The sequence below is a fragment of the Enterococcus sp. NPDC086594 genome, assembly GCF_044746145.1.
GTDB lineage: Bacteria > Bacillota > Bacilli > Lactobacillales > Enterococcaceae > Enterococcus_D > Enterococcus_D entomosocium.
Genome location: NZ_JBIVBP010000012.1, coordinates 52,306 through 70,925 on the forward strand (window position 1 = coordinate 52,306; position 18,620 = coordinate 70,925).

The window sequence follows — 18,620 nt, forward strand, 5'->3', positions numbered from 1 at the left end:
CGATCAACAATTGATTTGCTTGTGCGTCTTATTTTTAAAAGAAGAAACGTTGGATATCATTCCAGGTAACGAGAACCATCAGCAGCATCAAAAACCCAAACCCAATCAGGGTAATGATGCCTTCTTTTTCTTGACTGATTGGCTTGCCTCGCACACCTTCTAAAATATTTAAAACCAGTTTCCCACCATCTAATCCAGGAATCGGCAATAAATTAAAGATCCCCAAATTGATGGAAATCATCGCCATCATGGCGATCACCGTTGTGACACCTTGCGATGCGGCTTGAGAAGACAGTTGGAAAATCGCTACCGGTCCGCCCAATTTATTGATATCTGGTTGGGCGATCAAGTTGCCGACTGCTCTAAAAATAACCAGCGAATTGTCAATGGTCGTTTGTAAGCCACCCAGTAAGATGTCTCCGATCCCAGTTTTTAACGAAGCCGTGATCCCTAAGAAACCGATCGTGGTCTCCCCTGATTCTTGACTCGCAGGAGTTGCTGTCAAATCAAGTGTTTCCGCTCCTCGTTTGACTTCTAGAGTAATCTGAGTAGCTGGGTACTTTTGGATCTCTGTCGTCAATTCTGACCAGTTGGAAACATCGACGCCTTCAACTGCTAGGATTTCGTCGCCATTTTGCAGCCCGGCTTCAGCAGCCGGGGTTCCTGCTTCGATTCCTGTCACGACGGTTGCATCTTGATTCGCGACACCACCTTGCGCAAACACCAACCCAGTGAATAAAACCAAGGATAAAATAAAGTTATTCATCGGTCCTGCAAAATTCGTCAGCATTCGTTGCCACAGCTTTGCAGACTGGAATTGAACGTCTTTTGGTGCGATCCGAACTTCAACGCCATCTTCATGAATGATCGTTGCGTCATGATCCACAGCGTACGTAACCGCTTCTTGTTCATTGCCGTTGATGAAGCCAGTGATCGTCAACTTCTCCTCCAAGTCAAAGTCGGTCACTTCCATGGGGATCGCTTGCGGCAATTGGATCTTTTTGCTTGTATTGATTTTGATGACTCTGCCAGTTGCATCTTGAACCAAGGAGACTGGCATGCCAGGCGTTAATTCAGTCTCATCTTCGCCCCAGCCTGCCATTTGGACATACCCGCCTAATGGCAGCATCCGAATCGTGTAGGTCGTCCCATCTTTCGCTTGATGCGCGAACAATTTAGGCCCCATACCGATGGCAAACTCTCTTACTAAAATACCTGCCCGTTTTGCAAAGAAGTAGTGTCCAAATTCGTGAATCACTACCACCACGGAAAAGATAATGATAAATACAAGTATCGTTTTCATGCTCGTTCCTCTCTTTCACAGCATCCCTCTCATTCAGGGCAGCCTTTCCTTATTTTATCACACCGGTTCCCGTTGAGGAACTCACATTCCCGTTGTAACAAGAATTTAAAAAAAGAAGCGCAAGCCAAGCCTGCACTTCTTAAAAATTTTCTAAAAGACACCGAATAAATACATGATTGGAAACACAAACAACATGCTGTCGAAGCGATCTAAGATTCCTCCGTGACCTGGCAGGATATTCCCTGAATCCTTCACGCCATAGTGACGTTTGATCGCGGATTCCACTAAATCACCAAATTGCCCAGCGATCGAAAAGAGGACCGTCAATAAAATCATGATGGCACTACCGTGTCCAAAATAATCTTTCCCAGGAAATGCTAATAGATACAAACCAGCTACGACCACCGCAGCAGCAATCCCGCCTAGGGCCCCTTCGATGGTTTTATTAGGAGAAATCTCCGGCCATAATTTTCGTTGGCCGTAACGCCGTCCCACCATGTAAGCCCCAATATCCGTTGCCCACACGATAAACAGCCCGAAAACTAAAACAACTAATCCATCCGTTGCTGACCGTGCCGTCAAGAAACGTTCAAACCCGACACCGGTATATAAGCTAACGATCACCGGAAACCCAGCTTCATCGATGGTATACGTATTTTTCGAAATAACCGCGATCCCTAGTAACAAAAGAACGATCAGATAGTACAAGGCACTTTTATCTGTCCCCTCTGGCAAAAAGAAAAACCAGCGTTCTTGAGGCAAAACTAAGATCACCGCTCCGAGGATTGAAAGAATTCCTTCAAAACTGAAAATAGCTAGTCCTTTCATCCGAAATAATTCATAAACACCAATTCCTGCCATTGCTGCTGCCAGCAATTCGACGGCAATACCGCCAACATAAATAATTGGCAGGAAAAAGGCTAATGCGACGACCGCAGTGATTACACGTTGTCTCACTCTTCTTCCTCCTCTGTTTTCAAACCGCCAAAACGCCGGTTTCGTTGTTGAAAGCTCCCAATCGCGTCCTCTAATAACGCAGCATCGAAATCAGGCCAGAGCGCCTTCGTAAAGAATAACTCGCTGTATGCAATCTGCCATAACAAGAAATTACTGACACGTTCCTCACCACTCGTTCGAATCACCAATTCAGGATCCCGCAAAGGGCTTGGTAAAAAACCAGTCATCAAATGCGTCCCCAGCATGTCTTCCGTGAGCTCTGGTAGGGCTTCGCCGGAAGCCGAGAGTTCTTCATAAAGCGCTTGGACAGCTGTCAAAATTTCTGCGCGGCTGCCATAATTCAAAGCAAAATTCAAGATCATTCCCGTATTGTCTTTGGTTTGGTCGATCGCTCGCTTGACCGCTTCTTGCGTGTGTAGGGGTAAAGAATCCGTGAACCCCATCACTTTGACTTGAACATTTTCTTTGATTAGCTCAGGAACAAAGGTGTCGAAAAAGTCGACTGGTAGTTGCATCAAAAAGTCTACTTCCTCGTTCGGCCGTTTCCAATTCTCTGTCGAAAATGCATAAAGCGTCAATACCTTCACACCTAAGTGTGAAGCGTGTTTCGTGATTTTCTTTACCGTCTCCATGCCTTCTTTGTGGCCAGCTACTCTTGGCAAGCGCCGATTTTGCGCCCATCTGCCGTTACCATCCATAATGATCGCGATGTGTTGGGGAATCGGCAGTGATGGATCAAATTCATGTTCAGCCGCTTCTTTGATATATTTGTCTTTTTGTGGAAAAAAACGCAGCATCGTATTCGCTCCTCTTCCAATTCTTGAAATTCATCTTTTACATTATAACAATAATCAGATTTCTTGCCTATGAAAACCAAGAAAAGATTTCCATATTAAGAAAAAACAAAAAAACAGCTGTCATATTCAAGTACATGAGCTAGTTTCGCCCATAAAAAAAGAGCCGCTGAAGCGACTCTTCGTCATTCCTTTTAAACTTCAAGTAATTCTTGTTCTTTTTCAGCTGCGATGGCATCGATTTCTTTGATGCTGTTATCTGTAGCAGTCTGCACTTCTTTTTCAGATTCCCGCAAATCATCTTCTGTGATGTCGCCAGCTTTTTCTTGTTTCTTGTAAGCTTCCATGGCATCCCGACGAATGTTACGGACGGCGATTTTCGCATTTTCAGCTTCTTTTTTCACGTCTTTTGCTAATTCTTTACGGCGTTCTTCCGTTAATTGAGGAATCACCAAACGAATCACTGTTCCGTCATTGGCAGGCGTGATACCAATATCACTTTGCATAATGGCTTTTTCAACTTCTTGGATCATTGTTTTGTCAAAAGGTGTGATCATCAAAATTCTTGCTTCTGGAATCGTAATTGAAGCCATTTGGTTCAAGGGTGTTGGTACACCATAGTAAGTAACCATTACGCGGTCTAAGATGCTCGCGTTCGCGCGGCCAGCACGGATTTGTCCTAGTTCCCGCTGCAAGTTTTCTGCTGCTTTTTTCATTTTGTCTTTTGCTTCTGTTAAAATTTTGTCAGCCATGTTATTTCCCCCTTACTGTCGTTCCAATATGTTCACCTAAAATGGCGCGGCGAATGTTTCCATGCTCATTCAAGTTGAATACGACTAATGGAATATCGTTGTCCATACTTAATGAACTTGCGGTTGAATCCATTACTTGCAATCCTTTGGAAATGACTTCTAAATGAGTCAATTCTTCAAATTTCACAGCACTTTGATCCGTTTTAGGATCTGCTGAGTAGACGCCATCAACATTGTTTTTTGCCATCAAAATGACATCGGCGTTGATTTCAGCTGCCCGTAAGGCTGCGGTCGTATCAGTTGAGAAATAAGGATTCCCGGTTCCGCCAGCAAAAATGACGACCCGTCCTTTTTCTAAGTGGCGTTCTGCTCTACGACGAATATAAGGCTCAGCGATTTGACGCATCTCGATTGAAGTTTGGACACGCGTTGGTACACCAGCGTTTTCTAGTGTATCTTGTAATGCTAAAGCATTCATCACAGTCGCTAGCATGCCCATGTAATCAGCTTGGGCTCTTTCCATCCCCATTTGCGCACCGATTTGTCCACGCCAAATGTTTCCGCCGCCGACCACGATCGCCATCTGTACACCTAATTCGTGGACTTCCTTGATCTCTTTAACGATCTCCTGGATGGTCGGTGGTTTGATCCCAAAGCCTTCGTCACCCGCTAATGCTTCACCACTTAATTTTAATACAACACGTTGATATTTTGGTTTGCCCATCATGATTCCTCCGTACATTCTCCAATACTATTGTAGCATATTGGTGCTCTTTCGTTGAAAATTATCTACACTATTTCTTCAAAAACCGTTTTTGCTTAAAAAAAGGGAGCGCACTTCCATGCGTTCCCATCTGTTCGAGGAACAGAATTATTTTTTCACTTGGCTCATTACTTCTTCAACGAAGTTGTCTTCGCGTTTTTCGATACCTTCGCCGACTTCAAAGCGGACAAAAGATTTCACAGTTGCGCCTTTTGATGCAACATATTTTTCAACTGTCATATCTGGGTCTTTAACGAATGGCTGGTCAACCAAAGCGATTTCTGCTTTAAATTTCTTCAAGCGTCCTTCAACCATTTTTTCAACGATGTTCGCTGGTTTGCCTTCGTTCAATGCTTGTTCTGTCAAGACTTGTTTTTCATGATCCAATTCTTCTTGAGAGATTTGTGCTTCGTTCACGTAGCGAGGGTTGATCGCTGCAACGTGCATTGCAACATCTTTCGCAACTGATTCGTCAGTTGTTCCTTCAAGAACAGTCAACACCGCAATACGTCCGCCCATGTGTAGGTAACCGCCGAAAGCAGCATTGTCATCTTTTTCAACAACTTCAAAACGACGGAAGCTGATTTTTTCTCCGATTACTTGTGTTGCTTCGATCAACGCAGCATCCATTGTGCCTTTAGAGGTTTCTAATTTTAAAGCAGCATCCATATCAGCTGGTTTGTTCGCTGCGATTACTTCAGCGATTTCTTTTACTAAGTCTTGGAACATTTCGTTTTTAGAAACGAAGTCAGTTTCTGAGTTCACTTCAACGATTGCTGCTGTGTTGCCGTTGATTGCTACAGATGCTAAACCTTCAGCAGCAATACGGTCGTTTTTCTTCGCAGCTTTTGCCATACCTTTTTCACGTAATAAGTCAACGGCTTTTTCGATGTCGCCTTCTACTTCAACTAATGCACGTTTTGCGTCCATCATTCCTACACCAGTCATATCGCGTAATTCTTTTACTAATTTAGCTGTTACTTCTGCCATTTTTGTTTCCTCCTAAATGTTTTTAAACAAGATTGCTTGTCTTTAAAAAAAGCTGTTTCAAAGGAGAGTGAGGCTTGGCGCCTAGCCTTTGAAACAGCTCCATCATTTATTATTCAGCTGATGCGTTGTCGCCTTCGACAACATCAACGATTTCTTCGATTGAAGTTGCGTTTTCTGTTGATTCAGCAGCAAAATCTTCTTCTGCTACTTGGTCTTCGCCTTGGTTACCTTCGATGAAAGCATCTGCCATTTTCGCAGTGATCAATTTAACGGCACGAATAGCGTCATCATTTGATGGGATAACAACATCGATTTCGTCTGGATCACAGTTTGTATCGACCATCGCTACGATCGGGATATTTAATTTGCGTGCTTCTTGGATCGCGATACGTTCTTTACGTGGGTCAACAACGTACATTACATCTGGAATTCTTGGCATATCAGCAATACCGCCTAAGAATTTTTCAAGACGTTCGCGCTCTTTGTTCAAGCCAACGACTTCTTTTTTAGGAAGAACAGCAAATGTACCATCTTCTTCCATTTTGTTGATTTGTTTCAAACGAGCAACACGTTTTTGGATTGTTTCCCAGTTTGTCAATGTTCCACCTAACCAACGATGGTTAACATAGTATTGACCTGAACGGATTGCTTCTTCTTTGATTGCTTCTTGTGCTTGTTTTTTAGTACCTACGAACAATGCAACGCCGCCTTCTTCAGCAACATTTTTCATGTAGTCGTAAGCTGCGTCTACTAATTTCACTGTTTTTTGCAAATCAATGATGTAGATGCCGTTTCTTTCTGTGAAGATATATTTCTTCATTTTTGGGTTCCAGCGACGAGTTTGGTGACCAAAGTGTACGCCGGCTTCTAGTAATTGTTTCATTGAGATTACTGCCATGTTGTGTTTCCTCCAATTTGGTTTTTTATTTTCCTCTCTTGCTCTTTTACTCCTTGAAGAACTGAATCGATCAGCACCGCTTCGCAGATGGAACAAGATGTGGGATTGACGTGAAAAACTCACGCCTTAAACAGTATACAGTAGCTAAAAAAGAAATGCAACTGATTCAAATGAAAAACTACGATTCGCGATCCAGCTTTTTTTAACACTCTAAATCTTTTCTTATAATATCTAGGTTTTTTCGGCGTTATCTGCTATGATAAGGCTGACTTAATCAATCATGCTTAAAGGAGTTTACCTATGCGAAAAGCTGATCGCCATTTACTTATTAGACAAATCATTACTGAACATACTGTACGCACGCAAGAAGAATTATTGCATCAATTGGAAGCCCAAGGCGTCTCCGCCACGCAAGCGACTATTTCTCGCGATATTCGTGATTTGAAAATCGTGAAAGTGCCCGATGAGTCAGGTCAGACAAAGTTTGTCATTTTTCAAGGAATGCAAGCTTCTGAGGATGAAAAAGAAGAAGAGCAGCGTTTGATACAGATGATCGAAGACGTTGTCACTAAAGTAGATCGTGTGCAATTCATGACCTTGATCCATACCGTTGCGGACAATGCGCCTTTGCTTTCGGCAGCGATCGATGAAGTGACCATGCCAGAAAAAGTTTGCTCGTTGGCGGGCTTTGATACAGTAGCGGTGATTTCCCGCAGCGACGAAGACGCTGAAACTTTTTATCAATTTATCAGAAACCACGCGGTCTTATAGCGCAAAAACAGCTATAGGATCTAGCTGCATTCTTCACTACAAAAAAGCTGTGCCCTTGTCGAAACAAGAAGCACAGCTTTTTTTGTTACATTTTGTCGGGTGCGTGTAAACCAAGCAACCGTAAATCTTCTTTCAATAGAGTAGTTACTGCATAAACAAGAGCTAGACGTGCGTCTTTTTCCGTATCTTCGGCTAAGATTTTGACATTGGCATAATACTTGTTAAAGGCTTGTGCCAACTTGATGGCATGTTTGGCAATGACGGATGGTTCATATTTTTCCGCCGCTTGCATGACCGTTTCTGGGTAGCGCTGAATCAATTTGATAACTTCCCAGCTCTCAGCGTCTGCCAACGCCAGACTGCTGACAGCAGCGGGATCAAAGTTGGCTTTTTCAAGAATGCTCATGGCACGGGCATGAGAGTATTGCACGTATGGTCCGGTTTCTCCTTCAAAACGGACGACTTCTTCTAGCGTAAAGTCGAAATTATTCAAACGGTCATTTTTCAAATCGTGGAAAACGACTGCCCCGACACCGACTTGTTTTGCTACTTCTTCTTTGTTTTCAAGTGTTGGGTTCTTTTCAGTGATTTGTTCTTTCGCTGAATCGATCGCTTCATTCAATACTTCTTCCAAAAGAACAATCTTGCCTTTTCTTGTAGACAGTTTTTTCCCATCTTTGGTGATCAACCCAAATGGTACGTGGGTCATATCATCTGCCCACTCAAAGCCCATTTCCTTCAAAACAGCTTTTAATTGTTTGAAGTGATAACTTTGTTCATTCCCTACCACGTACAATGATTTTGCAAAATTGTAGGTCCGTTTGCGGTAAAGCGCTGCAGCCATATCCCGTGTGATGTAAAGGGTCGCACCATCGGACTTACGGATCAACGCCGGATTTAAGTCATAGGCAGCCAAATCAACGATCTCTGCCCCTTGGTCTTCTTTTAGCAAGTGTTTTTCTTCTAATAATTCCACGACTTCTGTCATTTTATCATTATAGAAAGCTTCGCCATTCAACGAATCAAAGGAAACTTCCAACATATCATAGATTTTATTGAATTCTTTTAATGATTCATCACGGAACCATTGCCACAAATCCATTGCTTCTTGGTCACCATCTTCTAGTTTCTTGAACCAAGCTCTCGCATCATCTTCTAATTGCTTATCTGTCTCGGCTGCTTCATGAAAATCAACATACAAACGTAATAGTTCGTTGATTGGTTCCGCTTTGACCGCTTCTTCTGACCCCCACTTCTTATAGGCAACGATCAATTTCCCAAATTGTGTGCCCCAGTCGCCTAAATGGTTGATGCGAATTGGCTGATAACCGATTTTTTCTAAAATAAAGCCGATCGAGTTACCAATCACAGTGGAACGCAAATGCCCCATTGAGATGGGTTTGGCAATATTTGGTGAAGACATATCGATCGGTACTGCTTGCTGATTGCCGATGGTTTGATCGCCAAAATGATTTTTTTCTTTGAGAACCAGCTCTAAGACATGGGCAGAGATTGCTTTTTTATCCATAAAGAAGTTTAAATACGGACCGACCACTTCAATTTTTTCAAAAGACGCTTGATCGATTTTTTCTGCTAAGTCTGCGGCAATTTGCTGCGGCGCTTTCCGATAGACTTTTGCTAGCGAGAAGGCTGGGAATGCCACATCCCCATGGTCGGCTGACTTTGGATTTTCCAGTAATTGCTGAACTTGTTCGATCGATAGATCTTCTTTTACTACTTGATGGATCGCTTGTGCGACGATTTCTTTGTTATTCATAGTATCCCTCCTATAATGACTGAACCCATTTTTTGATGAAACCTTGTTTGAAGCAAGCAAACAGTTGTATGTTTTTCATGCAAGAAATGATTGATAAAAACAAAAAAGCCTCTAGCGCATAACTTGCACTAGAGACGAGATTTCCCGCGGTACCACTCTGATTGTCCTTTTCGGACCCACTTTTTTCTGATAACGGCAGAATTCCGTTTGCTTAGCAAATTCTCACAAGTGCGTTTCACAATCTGATCAATTCGGCTTCCACCACCCCGAACTCGCTAACTGATACTCGAATCGCTACTTCTCTTGTTTCATCAAATCAAGGCTATTTACTTCCCAGAAAGTATAGCAAAGAAATGTTTGTTTGGCTAGCGAGATTCTGGCATTTTTCAAAAATTTTATTTTTATACTTTAGGAATAAATAGATCCCCGGCAGTCACTGCCATGATCGCTTTGATTGAGTGCAAACGATTTTCGGCTTGATCAAATTGACGAGCATACTTGCTACGAAAGACCTCGTCAGTGACTTCCATCTCAGAAATCCCATACGCCTGCGCTGCTTTTTTGCCATAAATAGTTTGTTCATCATGAAAAGCCGGTAAACAGTGCATAAAAATCACTTGGTCATTTTGCGTTTTTTTCATCAACGATTGGTTTACTTGATAAGGCAGCAACTGTTCGATCCGCTCTTGAAATTTTTCTTCTTCGCCCATTGAAACCCAAACATCGGTATACACGACATCAGCGCCTAAAACACCTTGATCCACGTCATCCGTCACCAGGATCTTTGCGCCAGAGTGCTGAGCATAGGCTTGTGCTTGTTCGATAATGTTTGCTTCTGGCTGCAAGGCCTTTGGGGTGACGACATGAATATTGACCCCTAAAATCGCACTCGTCACTAACAAAGAATTGGCGACATTGTTGCGCCCATCCCCACTGTATGCGATGGTCAAGCCAGTCAGTTCACCGAAGTTTTCTTGAATGGTTAAAAAGTCAGCGATCATTTGTGTTGGGTGCCAGTCATCCGTTAAGCCATTCCAAACAGGCACGCCTGAATAGTTGCCCAGATCTTCGACGACCTGTTGGCTAAAGCCGCGAAACTCGATCCCGTCAAACATGCGGCCGAATACTTTGGCGGTATCTTCAACGGATTCTTTAGACCCCAACTGAATATCATTGGCCCCTAAAAATTCCGGATGCGCCCCCAAATCCACCGCTGCAACCGTAAAGGCTGCTCGCGTCCGTGTCGAATTCTTTTCAAACAAAAGTGCAATATTTTTTCCTTCTAAGTAGCGATGTGGTTGATTGTTGGCTTTCATCCCTTTTAAGTGCTGGGAAAAATCAATTAAATATTGCAGTTCTTCTTTTGTGAAATCTTTCTCTGCTAAAAAACTGCGTCCTTTAAAAACTGATGTCATTGCATACCCGCCTCTCAAATAATTAATAAATATACATCAGAATATCAAATAATGAAATATAATACAACTATATCTTCTGTTTGCTCATAAATGAAACAAAAAAAACACCTAAGAACGGATCTTAGGTGCAATCATCTTAAGAAATCCTATGGGCAAAGCTGACACTTGGATCAGCATTCAATGAAAGGTCTGCTAGGTGCTGCTTTTTCAACGCAACATGGGCATAGGCACCAATCATGGCCGCATTATCTCCGCAAAGGCGCAACGGTGGAATCAACAGTTCTACCTCCGGCAATTCCTGCATTGCTTTTTGTAAAGCGTCACGCAAGCCTTGATTCGCGGCGACCCCGCCAGCGACGATCAGTTGTTTTACCGGATAGGCTTGGCATGCCCGCACTGTTTTGTGAACCAATACTTCGACTACGCTGGCTTGAAAACTGGCTGCTAGATTTTCTACTGACAATGCTTCCTCTCTTTGCTGTGCATTATGCACAAAGTTGATAAAGGAACTCTTCAAGCCACTGAAACTAAAATCAAAATTATCTTCTTGCATCATTGCTCGAGGAAAGTGATACGTATCACTACCTAGATGTGCAAGGCGATCAATTTCTTTCCCACTAGGATAAGGCAAACCGAGAACTCGACCAACTTTGTCATAGGCTTCACCAGCGGCATCATCTCTCGTTTCTCCGATGATCTCAAAAGAGCCATCTTCTGCCATATACACCAATTCGGTGTGGCCGCCGCTGACCAATAATGCCATTAAAGGAAAAACCAATGGCTTCACTAGGCGAGCTGCATAAATATGTCCTGCCATGTGATTGACCGGAATCAGCGGTAAGCTGTGGGCCCACGCAAAGGCTTTCGCTGCAGAAAGCCCAATCAACAGTGCCCCAACCAACCCTGGACCATAGGTGACAGCCACGGCTGATAATTCTTCTGGTTGTGTGTTGGCTTGGGTCAATGCTTCGTCGATGCACAAAGTAATCTGTTCGACATGGTGACGACTAGCGACTTCTGGTACGACACCGCCGAAGCGCTGGTGGCTCTTGATCTGCGAAGCAACAATGTTACTTAAAATGGTGTCGCCGTTTTTAATCACTGCCACACTGGTTTCATCACAACTGCTTTCAATGGCTAAAATCAATTCATTCATTTGATTTTTTTCCGCCTACTTTCTTTTCCATAATCAACGCATCCTCTTCAGGATGACTGTAATATTTTTTTCTACGACCGATGACCGTATAGCCCATGCGCAAATAAAGGGCCTGTGCTTGTAAATTCGACACACGTACTTCAAGATAGATCCGCCGACCATCGGTTTGTTCCACGAGCGATTCCATTTGTTTCAACAATTCTTTCGCCAAACCATGCCCTTGATATGCTGGTAAAACCGCTACATTAAACAGCTCTGCTTCATCCAGCACTTGCTGAAAACAGAGAAACCCAATCAGCTCTTGGTTGGTTTTTCCATAACGAAACAAATAGCGACTGTTGCTGTTTTGCAAATCTTGCTGAAATTGCTGCAAATTCCAAGGCGAGCCAAAGGGATAGCTCTGATCCGCCAATGACCAGAGCATTTGCGGTGTCGGGATCGTTTGATCTGCTTGTTCGTTAGTCATTTAAAAATTTCACCATATCCAATGCGTCTTCATTGCCTTCAGTGTAATACGCCGTTTTGATCGCCTGTGAAACAAACCCGAGGGTCCGATACAAACGTTGCGCATCACGATTGCCCAGGCGAACTTCTAATGTCAAACGGTCGCATTTGTTTTTCCTTGCATAACGTTCCATCTCTCCTATCAAGAAAGAACCGATCCCTTTTCCTTGATAATCAGGAATGATCGCGATATTGGTGATATGGGCATCAGCGCCTAAAATCCGCACCCCGATAAACCCAATCATCCGTTCATTATGCAAGATGCCCAAATAAAGATGTTTGACCCGTGAATAAAGTTCTGACAAAAAGGCGCTCTTGGTCCAAGGCAGTTCCCCAGCATACACGAGACGCTCCACCTGCAGCAGCTCTTTAATGTCATCACCGACTAATTCACGAACAACATACGTTTCCCCTCGTATCTCTTTTTTACGCTCTGGATATTGAATCTGACGGAAAAGAGCCAACTTTCCCGTCATCGTTTTAAATTTTTTCAACATAGGCATCCACTCCCGGTTCATGCGAGGCTAACCATTTTTCTTCGGCTTCAACTAATTTTAAGTAGTCCGGTACAAAATCATGGATCGAAGCCACCGGCGCTTCTTCTTTCGCAATAGCAGCTAAAACAACGCCATTCGGGTAATTCCATAACGACACTTGATTGATATGGGCTGTCGGCAGTTCCGCCTCGATCATGTCCTTAAATTTGACGGTATCGGCGCCGACAAATAGGACTTCTTGACCATCGACTGCTTTTAGCTGGGTCAATAACTCAGACAGTGAGATATGCTGATCTTTGATCCTTGTTTCTAAGGTACCATTATGCCATTTGTAGGCACCTGCGTAGACATTTTGACGGCGAGCGTCAAACAACGGGACGATCACTTGCGATACGCCCACGCAATTGGCAGCGACTGCTTTCAAACTAGAAACACCAATCAGCGGGATGTTCAATGTTTGTGCCAGCGTTTTTGCTGTTGTGACACCGATGCGCAAACCCGTATACGAGCCAGGACCTTTCGCAACAACGATTTGCTCCAGCTCTTTAGGGGCCATCCCCACCGCCTGCATCAATCCATCAATGGCAGGCATCAATGCTGTGCTGTGGTTTTTGATCGCCATCGTCTGGCTTTGTCCCAACACTTCTTGACCATCGACCACCGCAACCGCCAGTGTCTGGTTTGAGGTATCAATCGCTAATGTTTTCATCTATCTTCTCCCCATTCAAAAAACTCTCTCATATTCTACCATATTCTAATCAAATGCCCAACCAAGTCTCCAAAAAGATGCCTGCGTTTAGAAAAAAAGCAATAGGACAACAATACCCGAACCTTTGAAAAAAGCAAGCACGGCTGCAGTTGCAAACCAGCGGGGCTGTTTAAAGGTTCGGGTAAGGCGATATTCATTTTTTTGTTATTTCATTAAAACTCAGTTGACGTGTGTAACGGTATCCTCCGATGATTCAACTGGTTGCTAAGAAGATTGGCGCGTAATCAGCTCCGTTGCGATCGTAACTTTTCGAGGAACGGGTGCTGCATTCGTAATGATATCCAGCAAGGTCGTCACTGCCAGCTCCCCCAGCCATTCCGTATGAACTTTGATGGTTGACAGAGTCGGAAAGACGTACTTTGCGACACTGACATCATTGAAGCCGATAATTGCGATCTTATCTGGAATCTTGATGTTTTTTTCTTGCAAAGCACGCATAGCGCCAATCGCTAAGGCATCACTGGAAGCAAATAAGGCACTTGGCAACTCTTTGTTTTGCTGCAAATACTCTTTCATCGCCTCATAACCGCCCTCTACTGTAAACGGTGCGCTGAGATGATATTGCGGGTGGTGCAACTTCAACCGACGAAGCCGTTCCTCAAAAATCCGGCGCCGAGGGTCTTCGATTTCTTGGTGATGGTCCTTGGTAAACTCAACGCCTGATAACAAGCCGATCCTTTGGTGGCCTTTTGCAATAAAGTCATCGATCACTAAATCGACCGCTTGTTGAAAGTCCACCACCAGAGAATTGACGCCCTGGGCCAATGCGTCAAAATCGACCATCAACAAATTGGATTGGCTTTTTTTCAATTGACGAATCTGGTGATCATCGAATTTCCCTAGCGCGATCGTTCCATCGACGGCGGTATCAGACAATCCTTCATAGGGTTCTTTCAGCAAACGGATCCCTAATTCTTCGGTTTTGTTTTCAATCCCGATACGGATCGCTAAATAGTAAAGATCCGCTAATTCTTCCTCGGTATCAAACCATTGGATCAAGCGCATACTACTGGTTTCTGGCTGACTCTTTTTTTTATGTTTTGTGTAATTGAGTGCTTCTGCGGCTTTAAAAATTTTCTCTTTGGTTTCAGAACTGACCGATAATTCTGAATCGTAATTCAGCACCCGTGATACAGTGGCTGGCGAGACGCCAGCCTGTTGTGCAATATCTTTAATCGTTGCCATCTTCCAGCCTCCTTTTTTTGCGGGGAACTTTTTTATAAAGTAGCTATAAAGCGAGCAAAGGCCGCTTGCCCTGTCTGGTCTCGTTTAAAGACGCCTGCATGCGTCAATACTTGTGTAAAGACTTCTCCTAATGCATTGCGCAAAATCTGCGACACGTTTTCGGCATTGCATTCTGGGTGCTGGGCTTTGATCGCATCTGCCCACGGTATATGGTAAGCCGCGATCTGATTGGGCTGATCCAATAGATAAGCAGTCACTTCTTCTAGTTCCGGAGCTAAACGCGGTGGGAGAACTGCCAAACCCATGACTTCAATCAATCCGATATTTTCTTTTTTGATATGCTGCACTTCTTGATGTGGATGAAAAATGCCGTCAGGATGTTCTTTGGAAACATTATTATCCCGCAAGACTAAGTCCATTTCAAACAGCTCTCCTTGCTTGCGGGCGATCGGTGTCACTGTATGATGAGCCGTCCCATCTTCTGAAAAAGCAAGGATCGAAACACTTGGATCTGAGTACTGTTGCCATTGGGCTAACACATATTGGCAAGCGGCGGCTAATTTTTGTTTGTTTTTCGCTTGTAATCGTATCACCGACATTGGCCACTTCACGATCCCCGCAGCTACATCAGGAAACCCAGTCAAAGAAAAGTGTTGTTCGATTGGCGCTTTTGCCATGGCAAACGTATGCCGCCCTCCTTGGTAATGGTCATGGGACAAGATCGAACCCCCAACGATCGGCAGATCGGCATTGGACCCGACAAAATAATGCGGCATCACTTCAATGATCTGCAACAAGCGAGCGAAGGTTTGCAAATTGATTTTCATAGGCCGATGGTCTAAAGAAAGAAAAATCGAATGCTCATTGTAATAGGCGTAAGGAGAATATTGGAAGCCCCACGCTTCATTATCCAAATTCATACGAATGATCCGATGATTGGTCCGCGCTGGGTAATTGACCCTTCCTTGGTAGCCTTCATTTTCCAAACACAACATACATTTCGGATAATCTACAGAAGCAGCGGTACCTTCTTGGGCAATTTGCTTCGGATCTTTTTCAGGTTTTGATAAATTGATCGTGATCTCGATCTCCCCATACTCCGTATCAACAGGAAAGACGATATTTTTAGCGATGGCCCGAGTCTTGATGTAATCATTTTGACGGCACAGCTCAAAGAAATAATCCGTCGCTTCTTTAGGATCATTGGCATAATGTTGCGCAAAAAAAGCATTGACTACTGAAGGTGGTGGCGTCAAAAAGTCCATCAACTGGGCTTCAAAGATTTCTCTTTCTGCGTGAGAATCGCCAATTTGCTGATTGCTCAATGCACATGCCACCAGTTCGTCCATCATTTCAATCGAGGAACGAGCAACAGAACGAATTTCGCTGGGCTCAAAAACAGCTTCCCCGATCATAGCTAGTACTCGGTTTTGCAAATAAATACGATCCATTTCCATCCAGCCGCCAGCCTTGATTGCTAAAGTGACGAAATCGCTGATTGTTTGGCTGATCGTCATTGGTTATTCCTCCTGCCCTTGATACCCATTTGGATGGCTGACATGCCAATTCCAAGCAGTCTCGATGATTGCTTCGACGTCGGTATAGACTGGTTTCCAGCCTAAAACCTTTCGTGCTTTTTCACTCGATGCCACTAAGGTACTTGGATCACCGGCACGGCGAGGCGCCACTCTGGCTGGGATCTCTTTTTTCGTTACATTGCGGGCCGCTTCCACCATTTCTTTCACAGAGTACCCATGATTGCTGCCTAAATTGAAGACATTGCTCTCATTGCCTTTTTGTAAATATTCTAATGCCAACAGGTGAGCAGCGATCAGATCTTCGACATGGACATAATCACGAACACAAGTCCCATCTGGAGTATCGTAATCCTCCCCAAAAATCGCGACTTCTTTTCGTTGTCCTAAAGCAGCTTGTAAGATGATCGGTACTAAGTGTGTTTCTGGATCATGGTCTTCACCGATCGAAGCATCCGACTTCGCGCCAGCCACATTGAAATAACGCAATGCGACATACTTCATACCATAGGCTTCATCGCACCAACGCATCATTTTTTCCATGATCAACTTGCTTTCGCCATAAGGATTTTTAGGATTTGTTGGGGTTTCTTCCGTGATTGGACTATGATCAGGTTCCCCATAGGTTGCTGCTGTAGAAGAAAAGACAATATGTTTCACTTGATGTTCCTTCATCACTTCTAAGAGTACCTGCATCCCATACACATTATTGTTGAAATATTTCAATGGTTTTTCTACGGATTCACCCACCAAAGAGCTAGCAGCAAAGTGAATCACGCCATCGATCGTTTCTTTTTCAAAAACCGATTGTAAAAATGCTTTGTCGCGAATATCCCCTTCATAAAAGGTTGCTGCTGGATGGATCGCTTGGCGATGTCCTGTCAGCAAATTGTCAACGACAACGACTTGTTTTCCTTGTCCGATCAATTGATCGACTGCATGAGAACCGATATAGCCGGCTCCTCCTAATACTAAAATCGCCATATTTTCAGCCTTCTTTCTAAATTCCTTCATCATTTCTTATTCTACAGTTTTCGTGCACCATCATCAATACTTGCTTGATAAATGTCGGTTGCGTAGCCGATTTCTGCTAAATAGGTTGCTTTGACGGACGCTTCAAAATCAGCCCATTCACTTGCTTTGACCAATGCGATCCCGCAGCCGCCAAAGCCCGCACCAGTCATCCGCGCACCTAAAACAGCAGGATGCGCTTGAGCAGCTGCGACTAATGTATCTAGTTCACGCCCTGTCACTTCATAATCATCCCGCAATGAAGCATGCGAAGCATTTAACAACTGGCCGAATTCTTCAAGATCACCAGCAGTCAAAGCGGCTTTTGCTTTTAATGTCCGTTGGTTTTCCGTCACTGCATGTTTCGCCCGTTTGATCAAGCGTGGATCATCGATCAATGCTGTATTTGCAAAAAAGGTTGCTTCGTCTAATGCACCCAATGAATCAACGGCTAATGATTTTTGCAAACGAGCTAATGCTTCTTCACATTCTGCACGTCGTTCATTGTATTTAGAATCAGCCAATTCGCGGCGCTTATTGGTATTCATGATCGCTACGACATAATCACCAAATGCCGCTGGTACGACTTCATAATTTAAAGTGTTCGTATCTAAAAGCAATGCATGGTCTTTTTGACCCATTCCGATCGCAAATTGATCCATGATCCCTGAGTTAACGCCAATAAACTCATTTTCGACTTTTTTGCCGATTTTAACTAAGTCCAAGGTCTTCAAAGTTAAATCAAAGAGATCTTTTAGACAAACCCCCGTCAGCAATTCAATCGATGCCGAAGAAGAAAGACCTGCGCCATTCGGAATGTTGCCATAAAAAGCGATGTCAAAGCCACGATCGATCCCTTGCCCCGCTTCTTTTAGGAAACGAACGACCCCTTTCGGATAGTTTGTCCAATCATCTTCTTTTCGGTAATCTAGCTCATCTAACTGAAAGGAGATCACGCCTTTTTCTGGAAAATTCTCTGAATAGAGTTGGATCAACTGGTCTTCACGTTTTCGTGCTACTGCATACGTCCCTAATGTGATTGCCGCCGGGAAAACATAACCGCCATTGTAATCTGTGTGTTCACCGATCAAGTTGATTCTCCCTGGCGCAAAATACATGCCTGTGCCTGCTGTTCCAAATTTATCAATAAATATCTGTTGCAATTGCTCCATTTTTCTCACTCCCACTTTCTTTTTAGTAAACTTATTGTAAATTATTTACTAAATTATTTCAAGCGTTTTCAATCCCAAAAGTGATTTTTTTTGATATTTTTTCCGTTTTCATTCATAATGAACCTATAACTAAAGGCGAGGTGTTTAATGATGAAACGATTTCTTTCAGGATTTTTAGTAGGAACAGTCGCAACGGTTGCTGCAGCTGCAAGTGTTGTTATGACGGTCAAGAAACAAGTGATTGATCCAATTGACGAACAACAAGCAGATCATGATGAAAAACGGAAACGTGCGATGCGTAAAAGCGTTGCCCGCTAATCATTTGCTACAAAGAGCCGTCAGCCTTCAATAGGCTGGCGGCTCTTTTAGGT

General features: G+C 43.6%; 19 protein-coding genes. 2 read left to right on the top strand and 17 right to left on the bottom strand.

What is annotated here, in order from left to right:
• Positions 1-34: 34 nt before the first annotated feature.
• From rseP to rpsB, 7 genes are all read right to left on the bottom strand, one after another.
• Positions 35-1,303, bottom strand: coding sequence for an RIP metalloprotease RseP (gene rseP, locus ACIPK1_RS14355; RefSeq protein ID WP_194199421.1), 1,269 nt, complete (start codon positions 1,301-1,303; stop codon positions 35-37).
• Between the two features lie 150 nt (positions 1,304-1,453).
• Entirely contained in the window at positions 1,454-2,260 is an 807-nt protein-coding gene (locus tag ACIPK1_RS14360) for a phosphatidate cytidylyltransferase (RefSeq protein WP_005236992.1), read from the bottom strand.
• Positions 2,257-3,057 carry an isoprenyl transferase gene (locus tag ACIPK1_RS14365; RefSeq protein ID WP_005236994.1) on the bottom strand — a complete coding sequence of 267 codons (801 nt, stop codon included), beginning with the start codon at positions 3,055-3,057 and terminating at the stop codon, positions 2,257-2,259. Before ACIPK1_RS14365 ends, ACIPK1_RS14360 begins: the two co-directional genes overlap by 4 nt.
• A gap of 191 nt (positions 3,058-3,248) precedes the next feature.
• The gene (gene frr / locus ACIPK1_RS14370) at positions 3,249-3,806 is read right to left on the bottom strand and encodes a ribosome recycling factor (protein WP_005229434.1); all 558 of its coding nucleotides are present in this window, start codon (positions 3,804-3,806) and stop codon (positions 3,249-3,251) included.
• Position 3,807: 1 nt separating this feature from the next.
• Positions 3,808-4,530, bottom strand: a complete 723-nt coding sequence (gene pyrH / locus ACIPK1_RS14375) for a UMP kinase (RefSeq protein WP_005229433.1) — start codon at positions 4,528-4,530, stop codon at positions 3,808-3,810.
• 147 nt (positions 4,531-4,677) lie between these two features.
• Positions 4,678-5,559, bottom strand: a complete 882-nt coding sequence (gene tsf / locus ACIPK1_RS14380) for a translation elongation factor Ts (RefSeq protein ID WP_005229432.1) — start codon at positions 5,557-5,559, stop codon at positions 4,678-4,680.
• Between the two features lie 109 nt (positions 5,560-5,668).
• Positions 5,669-6,457 (bottom strand): 30S ribosomal protein S2, encoded by a 789-nt coding sequence (rpsB, locus tag ACIPK1_RS14385; RefSeq protein ID WP_005229426.1) that lies wholly within the window; start codon positions 6,455-6,457, stop codon positions 5,669-5,671.
• Between the two features lie 300 nt (positions 6,458-6,757).
• Between rpsB and ACIPK1_RS14390 the strand changes: the two genes are divergently transcribed.
• Positions 6,758-7,228, top strand: coding sequence for an arginine repressor (locus ACIPK1_RS14390; protein WP_016613165.1), 471 nt, complete (start codon positions 6,758-6,760; stop codon positions 7,226-7,228).
• Positions 7,229-7,313: 85 nt separating this feature from the next.
• Here the strand turns inward: ACIPK1_RS14390 and argS are convergent, their stop codons facing one another.
• The 10 genes from argS to ACIPK1_RS14440 all read right to left on the bottom strand — a co-directional run bounded on the left by argS (position 7,314) and on the right by ACIPK1_RS14440 (position 18,249).
• Complete coding sequence (gene argS, locus ACIPK1_RS14395; protein ID WP_005237000.1) at positions 7,314-9,005, bottom strand: arginine--tRNA ligase; 1,692 nt, start codon at positions 9,003-9,005, stop codon at positions 7,314-7,316.
• 401 nt (positions 9,006-9,406) lie between these two features.
• The gene (argF, locus tag ACIPK1_RS14400) at positions 9,407-10,420 is read right to left on the bottom strand and encodes an ornithine carbamoyltransferase (protein WP_400451220.1); all 1,014 of its coding nucleotides are present in this window, start codon (positions 10,418-10,420) and stop codon (positions 9,407-9,409) included.
• A 136-nt stretch (positions 10,421-10,556) separates the two neighbouring features.
• Complete coding sequence (tsaD, locus tag ACIPK1_RS14405; protein WP_016621244.1) at positions 10,557-11,576, bottom strand: tRNA (adenosine(37)-N6)-threonylcarbamoyltransferase complex transferase subunit TsaD; 1,020 nt, start codon at positions 11,574-11,576, stop codon at positions 10,557-10,559.
• Positions 11,569-12,042, bottom strand: coding sequence for a ribosomal protein S18-alanine N-acetyltransferase (rimI, locus tag ACIPK1_RS14410; RefSeq protein ID WP_016613163.1), 474 nt, complete (start codon positions 12,040-12,042; stop codon positions 11,569-11,571). The genes tsaD and rimI (ACIPK1_RS14410) overlap by 8 nt, the downstream gene beginning before the upstream one ends.
• Positions 12,035-12,577 carry a ribosomal protein S18-alanine N-acetyltransferase gene (rimI, locus tag ACIPK1_RS14415; protein WP_008381099.1) on the bottom strand — a complete coding sequence of 181 codons (543 nt, stop codon included), beginning with the start codon at positions 12,575-12,577 and terminating at the stop codon, positions 12,035-12,037. The genes rimI (ACIPK1_RS14410) and rimI (ACIPK1_RS14415) overlap by 8 nt, the downstream gene beginning before the upstream one ends.
• Positions 12,561-13,286: a tRNA (adenosine(37)-N6)-threonylcarbamoyltransferase complex dimerization subunit type 1 TsaB gene (tsaB, locus tag ACIPK1_RS14420; protein WP_144330401.1), complete on the bottom strand. Its 726-nt coding sequence runs from the start codon at positions 13,284-13,286 to the stop codon at positions 12,561-12,563. The genes rimI (ACIPK1_RS14415) and tsaB overlap by 17 nt, the downstream gene beginning before the upstream one ends.
• 264 nt (positions 13,287-13,550) lie before the next feature.
• Positions 13,551-14,531, bottom strand: a complete 981-nt coding sequence (locus tag ACIPK1_RS14425) for a LacI family DNA-binding transcriptional regulator (RefSeq protein ID WP_008381095.1) — start codon at positions 14,529-14,531, stop codon at positions 13,551-13,553.
• 32 nt (positions 14,532-14,563) lie between these two features.
• Positions 14,564-16,048 carry a UDP-glucose--hexose-1-phosphate uridylyltransferase gene (galT, locus tag ACIPK1_RS14430; RefSeq protein ID WP_086332202.1) on the bottom strand — a complete coding sequence of 495 codons (1,485 nt, stop codon included), beginning with the start codon at positions 16,046-16,048 and terminating at the stop codon, positions 14,564-14,566.
• A 3-nt stretch (positions 16,049-16,051) separates the two neighbouring features.
• On the bottom strand, positions 16,052-17,050 hold the full coding sequence (galE, locus tag ACIPK1_RS14435) for a UDP-glucose 4-epimerase GalE (protein ID WP_081118772.1): 999 nt from the start codon (positions 17,048-17,050) through the stop codon (positions 16,052-16,054).
• Between the two features lie 41 nt (positions 17,051-17,091).
• Positions 17,092-18,249: a galactokinase gene (locus tag ACIPK1_RS14440; RefSeq protein WP_008381089.1), complete on the bottom strand. Its 1,158-nt coding sequence runs from the start codon at positions 18,247-18,249 to the stop codon at positions 17,092-17,094.
• A gap of 150 nt (positions 18,250-18,399) precedes the next feature.
• On the opposite strand from ACIPK1_RS14440, the gene ACIPK1_RS14445 reads away from it, so the two are divergent.
• Positions 18,400-18,567 (top strand): DUF3042 family protein, encoded by a 168-nt coding sequence (locus ACIPK1_RS14445; protein ID WP_017144401.1) that lies wholly within the window; start codon positions 18,400-18,402, stop codon positions 18,565-18,567.
• The last annotated feature ends 53 nt before the right edge of the window (positions 18,568-18,620 follow it).

Coding starts and splice junctions, on each gene's coding strand:
- rseP (WP_194199421.1), bottom strand. CDS start 1,303: ATGAAAACGATACTTGTATTTATCATTATCTTTTCCGTGGTGGTAGTG.
- ACIPK1_RS14365 (WP_005236994.1), bottom strand. CDS start 3,057: ATGCTGCGTTTTTTTCCACAAAAAGACAAATATATCAAAGAAGCGGCT.
- frr (WP_005229434.1), bottom strand. CDS start 3,806: ATGGCTGACAAAATTTTAACAGAAGCAAAAGACAAAATGAAAAAAGCA.
- pyrH (WP_005229433.1), bottom strand. CDS start 4,530: ATGGGCAAACCAAAATATCAACGTGTTGTATTAAAATTAAGTGGTGAA.
- tsf (WP_005229432.1), bottom strand. CDS start 5,559: ATGGCAGAAGTAACAGCTAAATTAGTAAAAGAATTACGCGATATGACT.
- rpsB (WP_005229426.1), bottom strand. CDS start 6,457: ATGGCAGTAATCTCAATGAAACAATTACTAGAAGCCGGCGTACACTTT.
- ACIPK1_RS14390 (WP_016613165.1), top strand. CDS start 6,758: ATGCGAAAAGCTGATCGCCATTTACTTATTAGACAAATCATTACTGAA.
- argS (WP_005237000.1), bottom strand. CDS start 9,005: ATGAATAACAAAGAAATCGTCGCACAAGCGATCCATCAAGTAGTAAAA.
- argF (WP_400451220.1), bottom strand. CDS start 10,420: ATGACATCAGTTTTTAAAGGACGCAGTTTTTTAGCAGAGAAAGATTTC.
- tsaD (WP_016621244.1), bottom strand. CDS start 11,576: ATGAATGAATTGATTTTAGCCATTGAAAGCAGTTGTGATGAAACCAGT.
- rimI (WP_016613163.1), bottom strand. CDS start 12,042: ATGACTAACGAACAAGCAGATCAAACGATCCCGACACCGCAAATGCTC.
- rimI (WP_008381099.1), bottom strand. CDS start 12,577: ATGTTGAAAAAATTTAAAACGATGACGGGAAAGTTGGCTCTTTTCCGT.
- tsaB (WP_144330401.1), bottom strand. CDS start 13,286: ATGAAAACATTAGCGATTGATACCTCAAACCAGACACTGGCGGTTGCG.
- ACIPK1_RS14425 (WP_008381095.1), bottom strand. CDS start 14,531: ATGGCAACGATTAAAGATATTGCACAACAGGCTGGCGTCTCGCCAGCC.
- galT (WP_086332202.1), bottom strand. CDS start 16,048: ATGACGATCAGCCAAACAATCAGCGATTTCGTCACTTTAGCAATCAAG.
- galE (WP_081118772.1), bottom strand. CDS start 17,050: ATGGCGATTTTAGTATTAGGAGGAGCCGGCTATATCGGTTCTCATGCA.
- ACIPK1_RS14440 (WP_008381089.1), bottom strand. CDS start 18,249: ATGGAGCAATTGCAACAGATATTTATTGATAAATTTGGAACAGCAGGC.
- ACIPK1_RS14445 (WP_017144401.1), top strand. CDS start 18,400: ATGAAACGATTTCTTTCAGGATTTTTAGTAGGAACAGTCGCAACGGTT.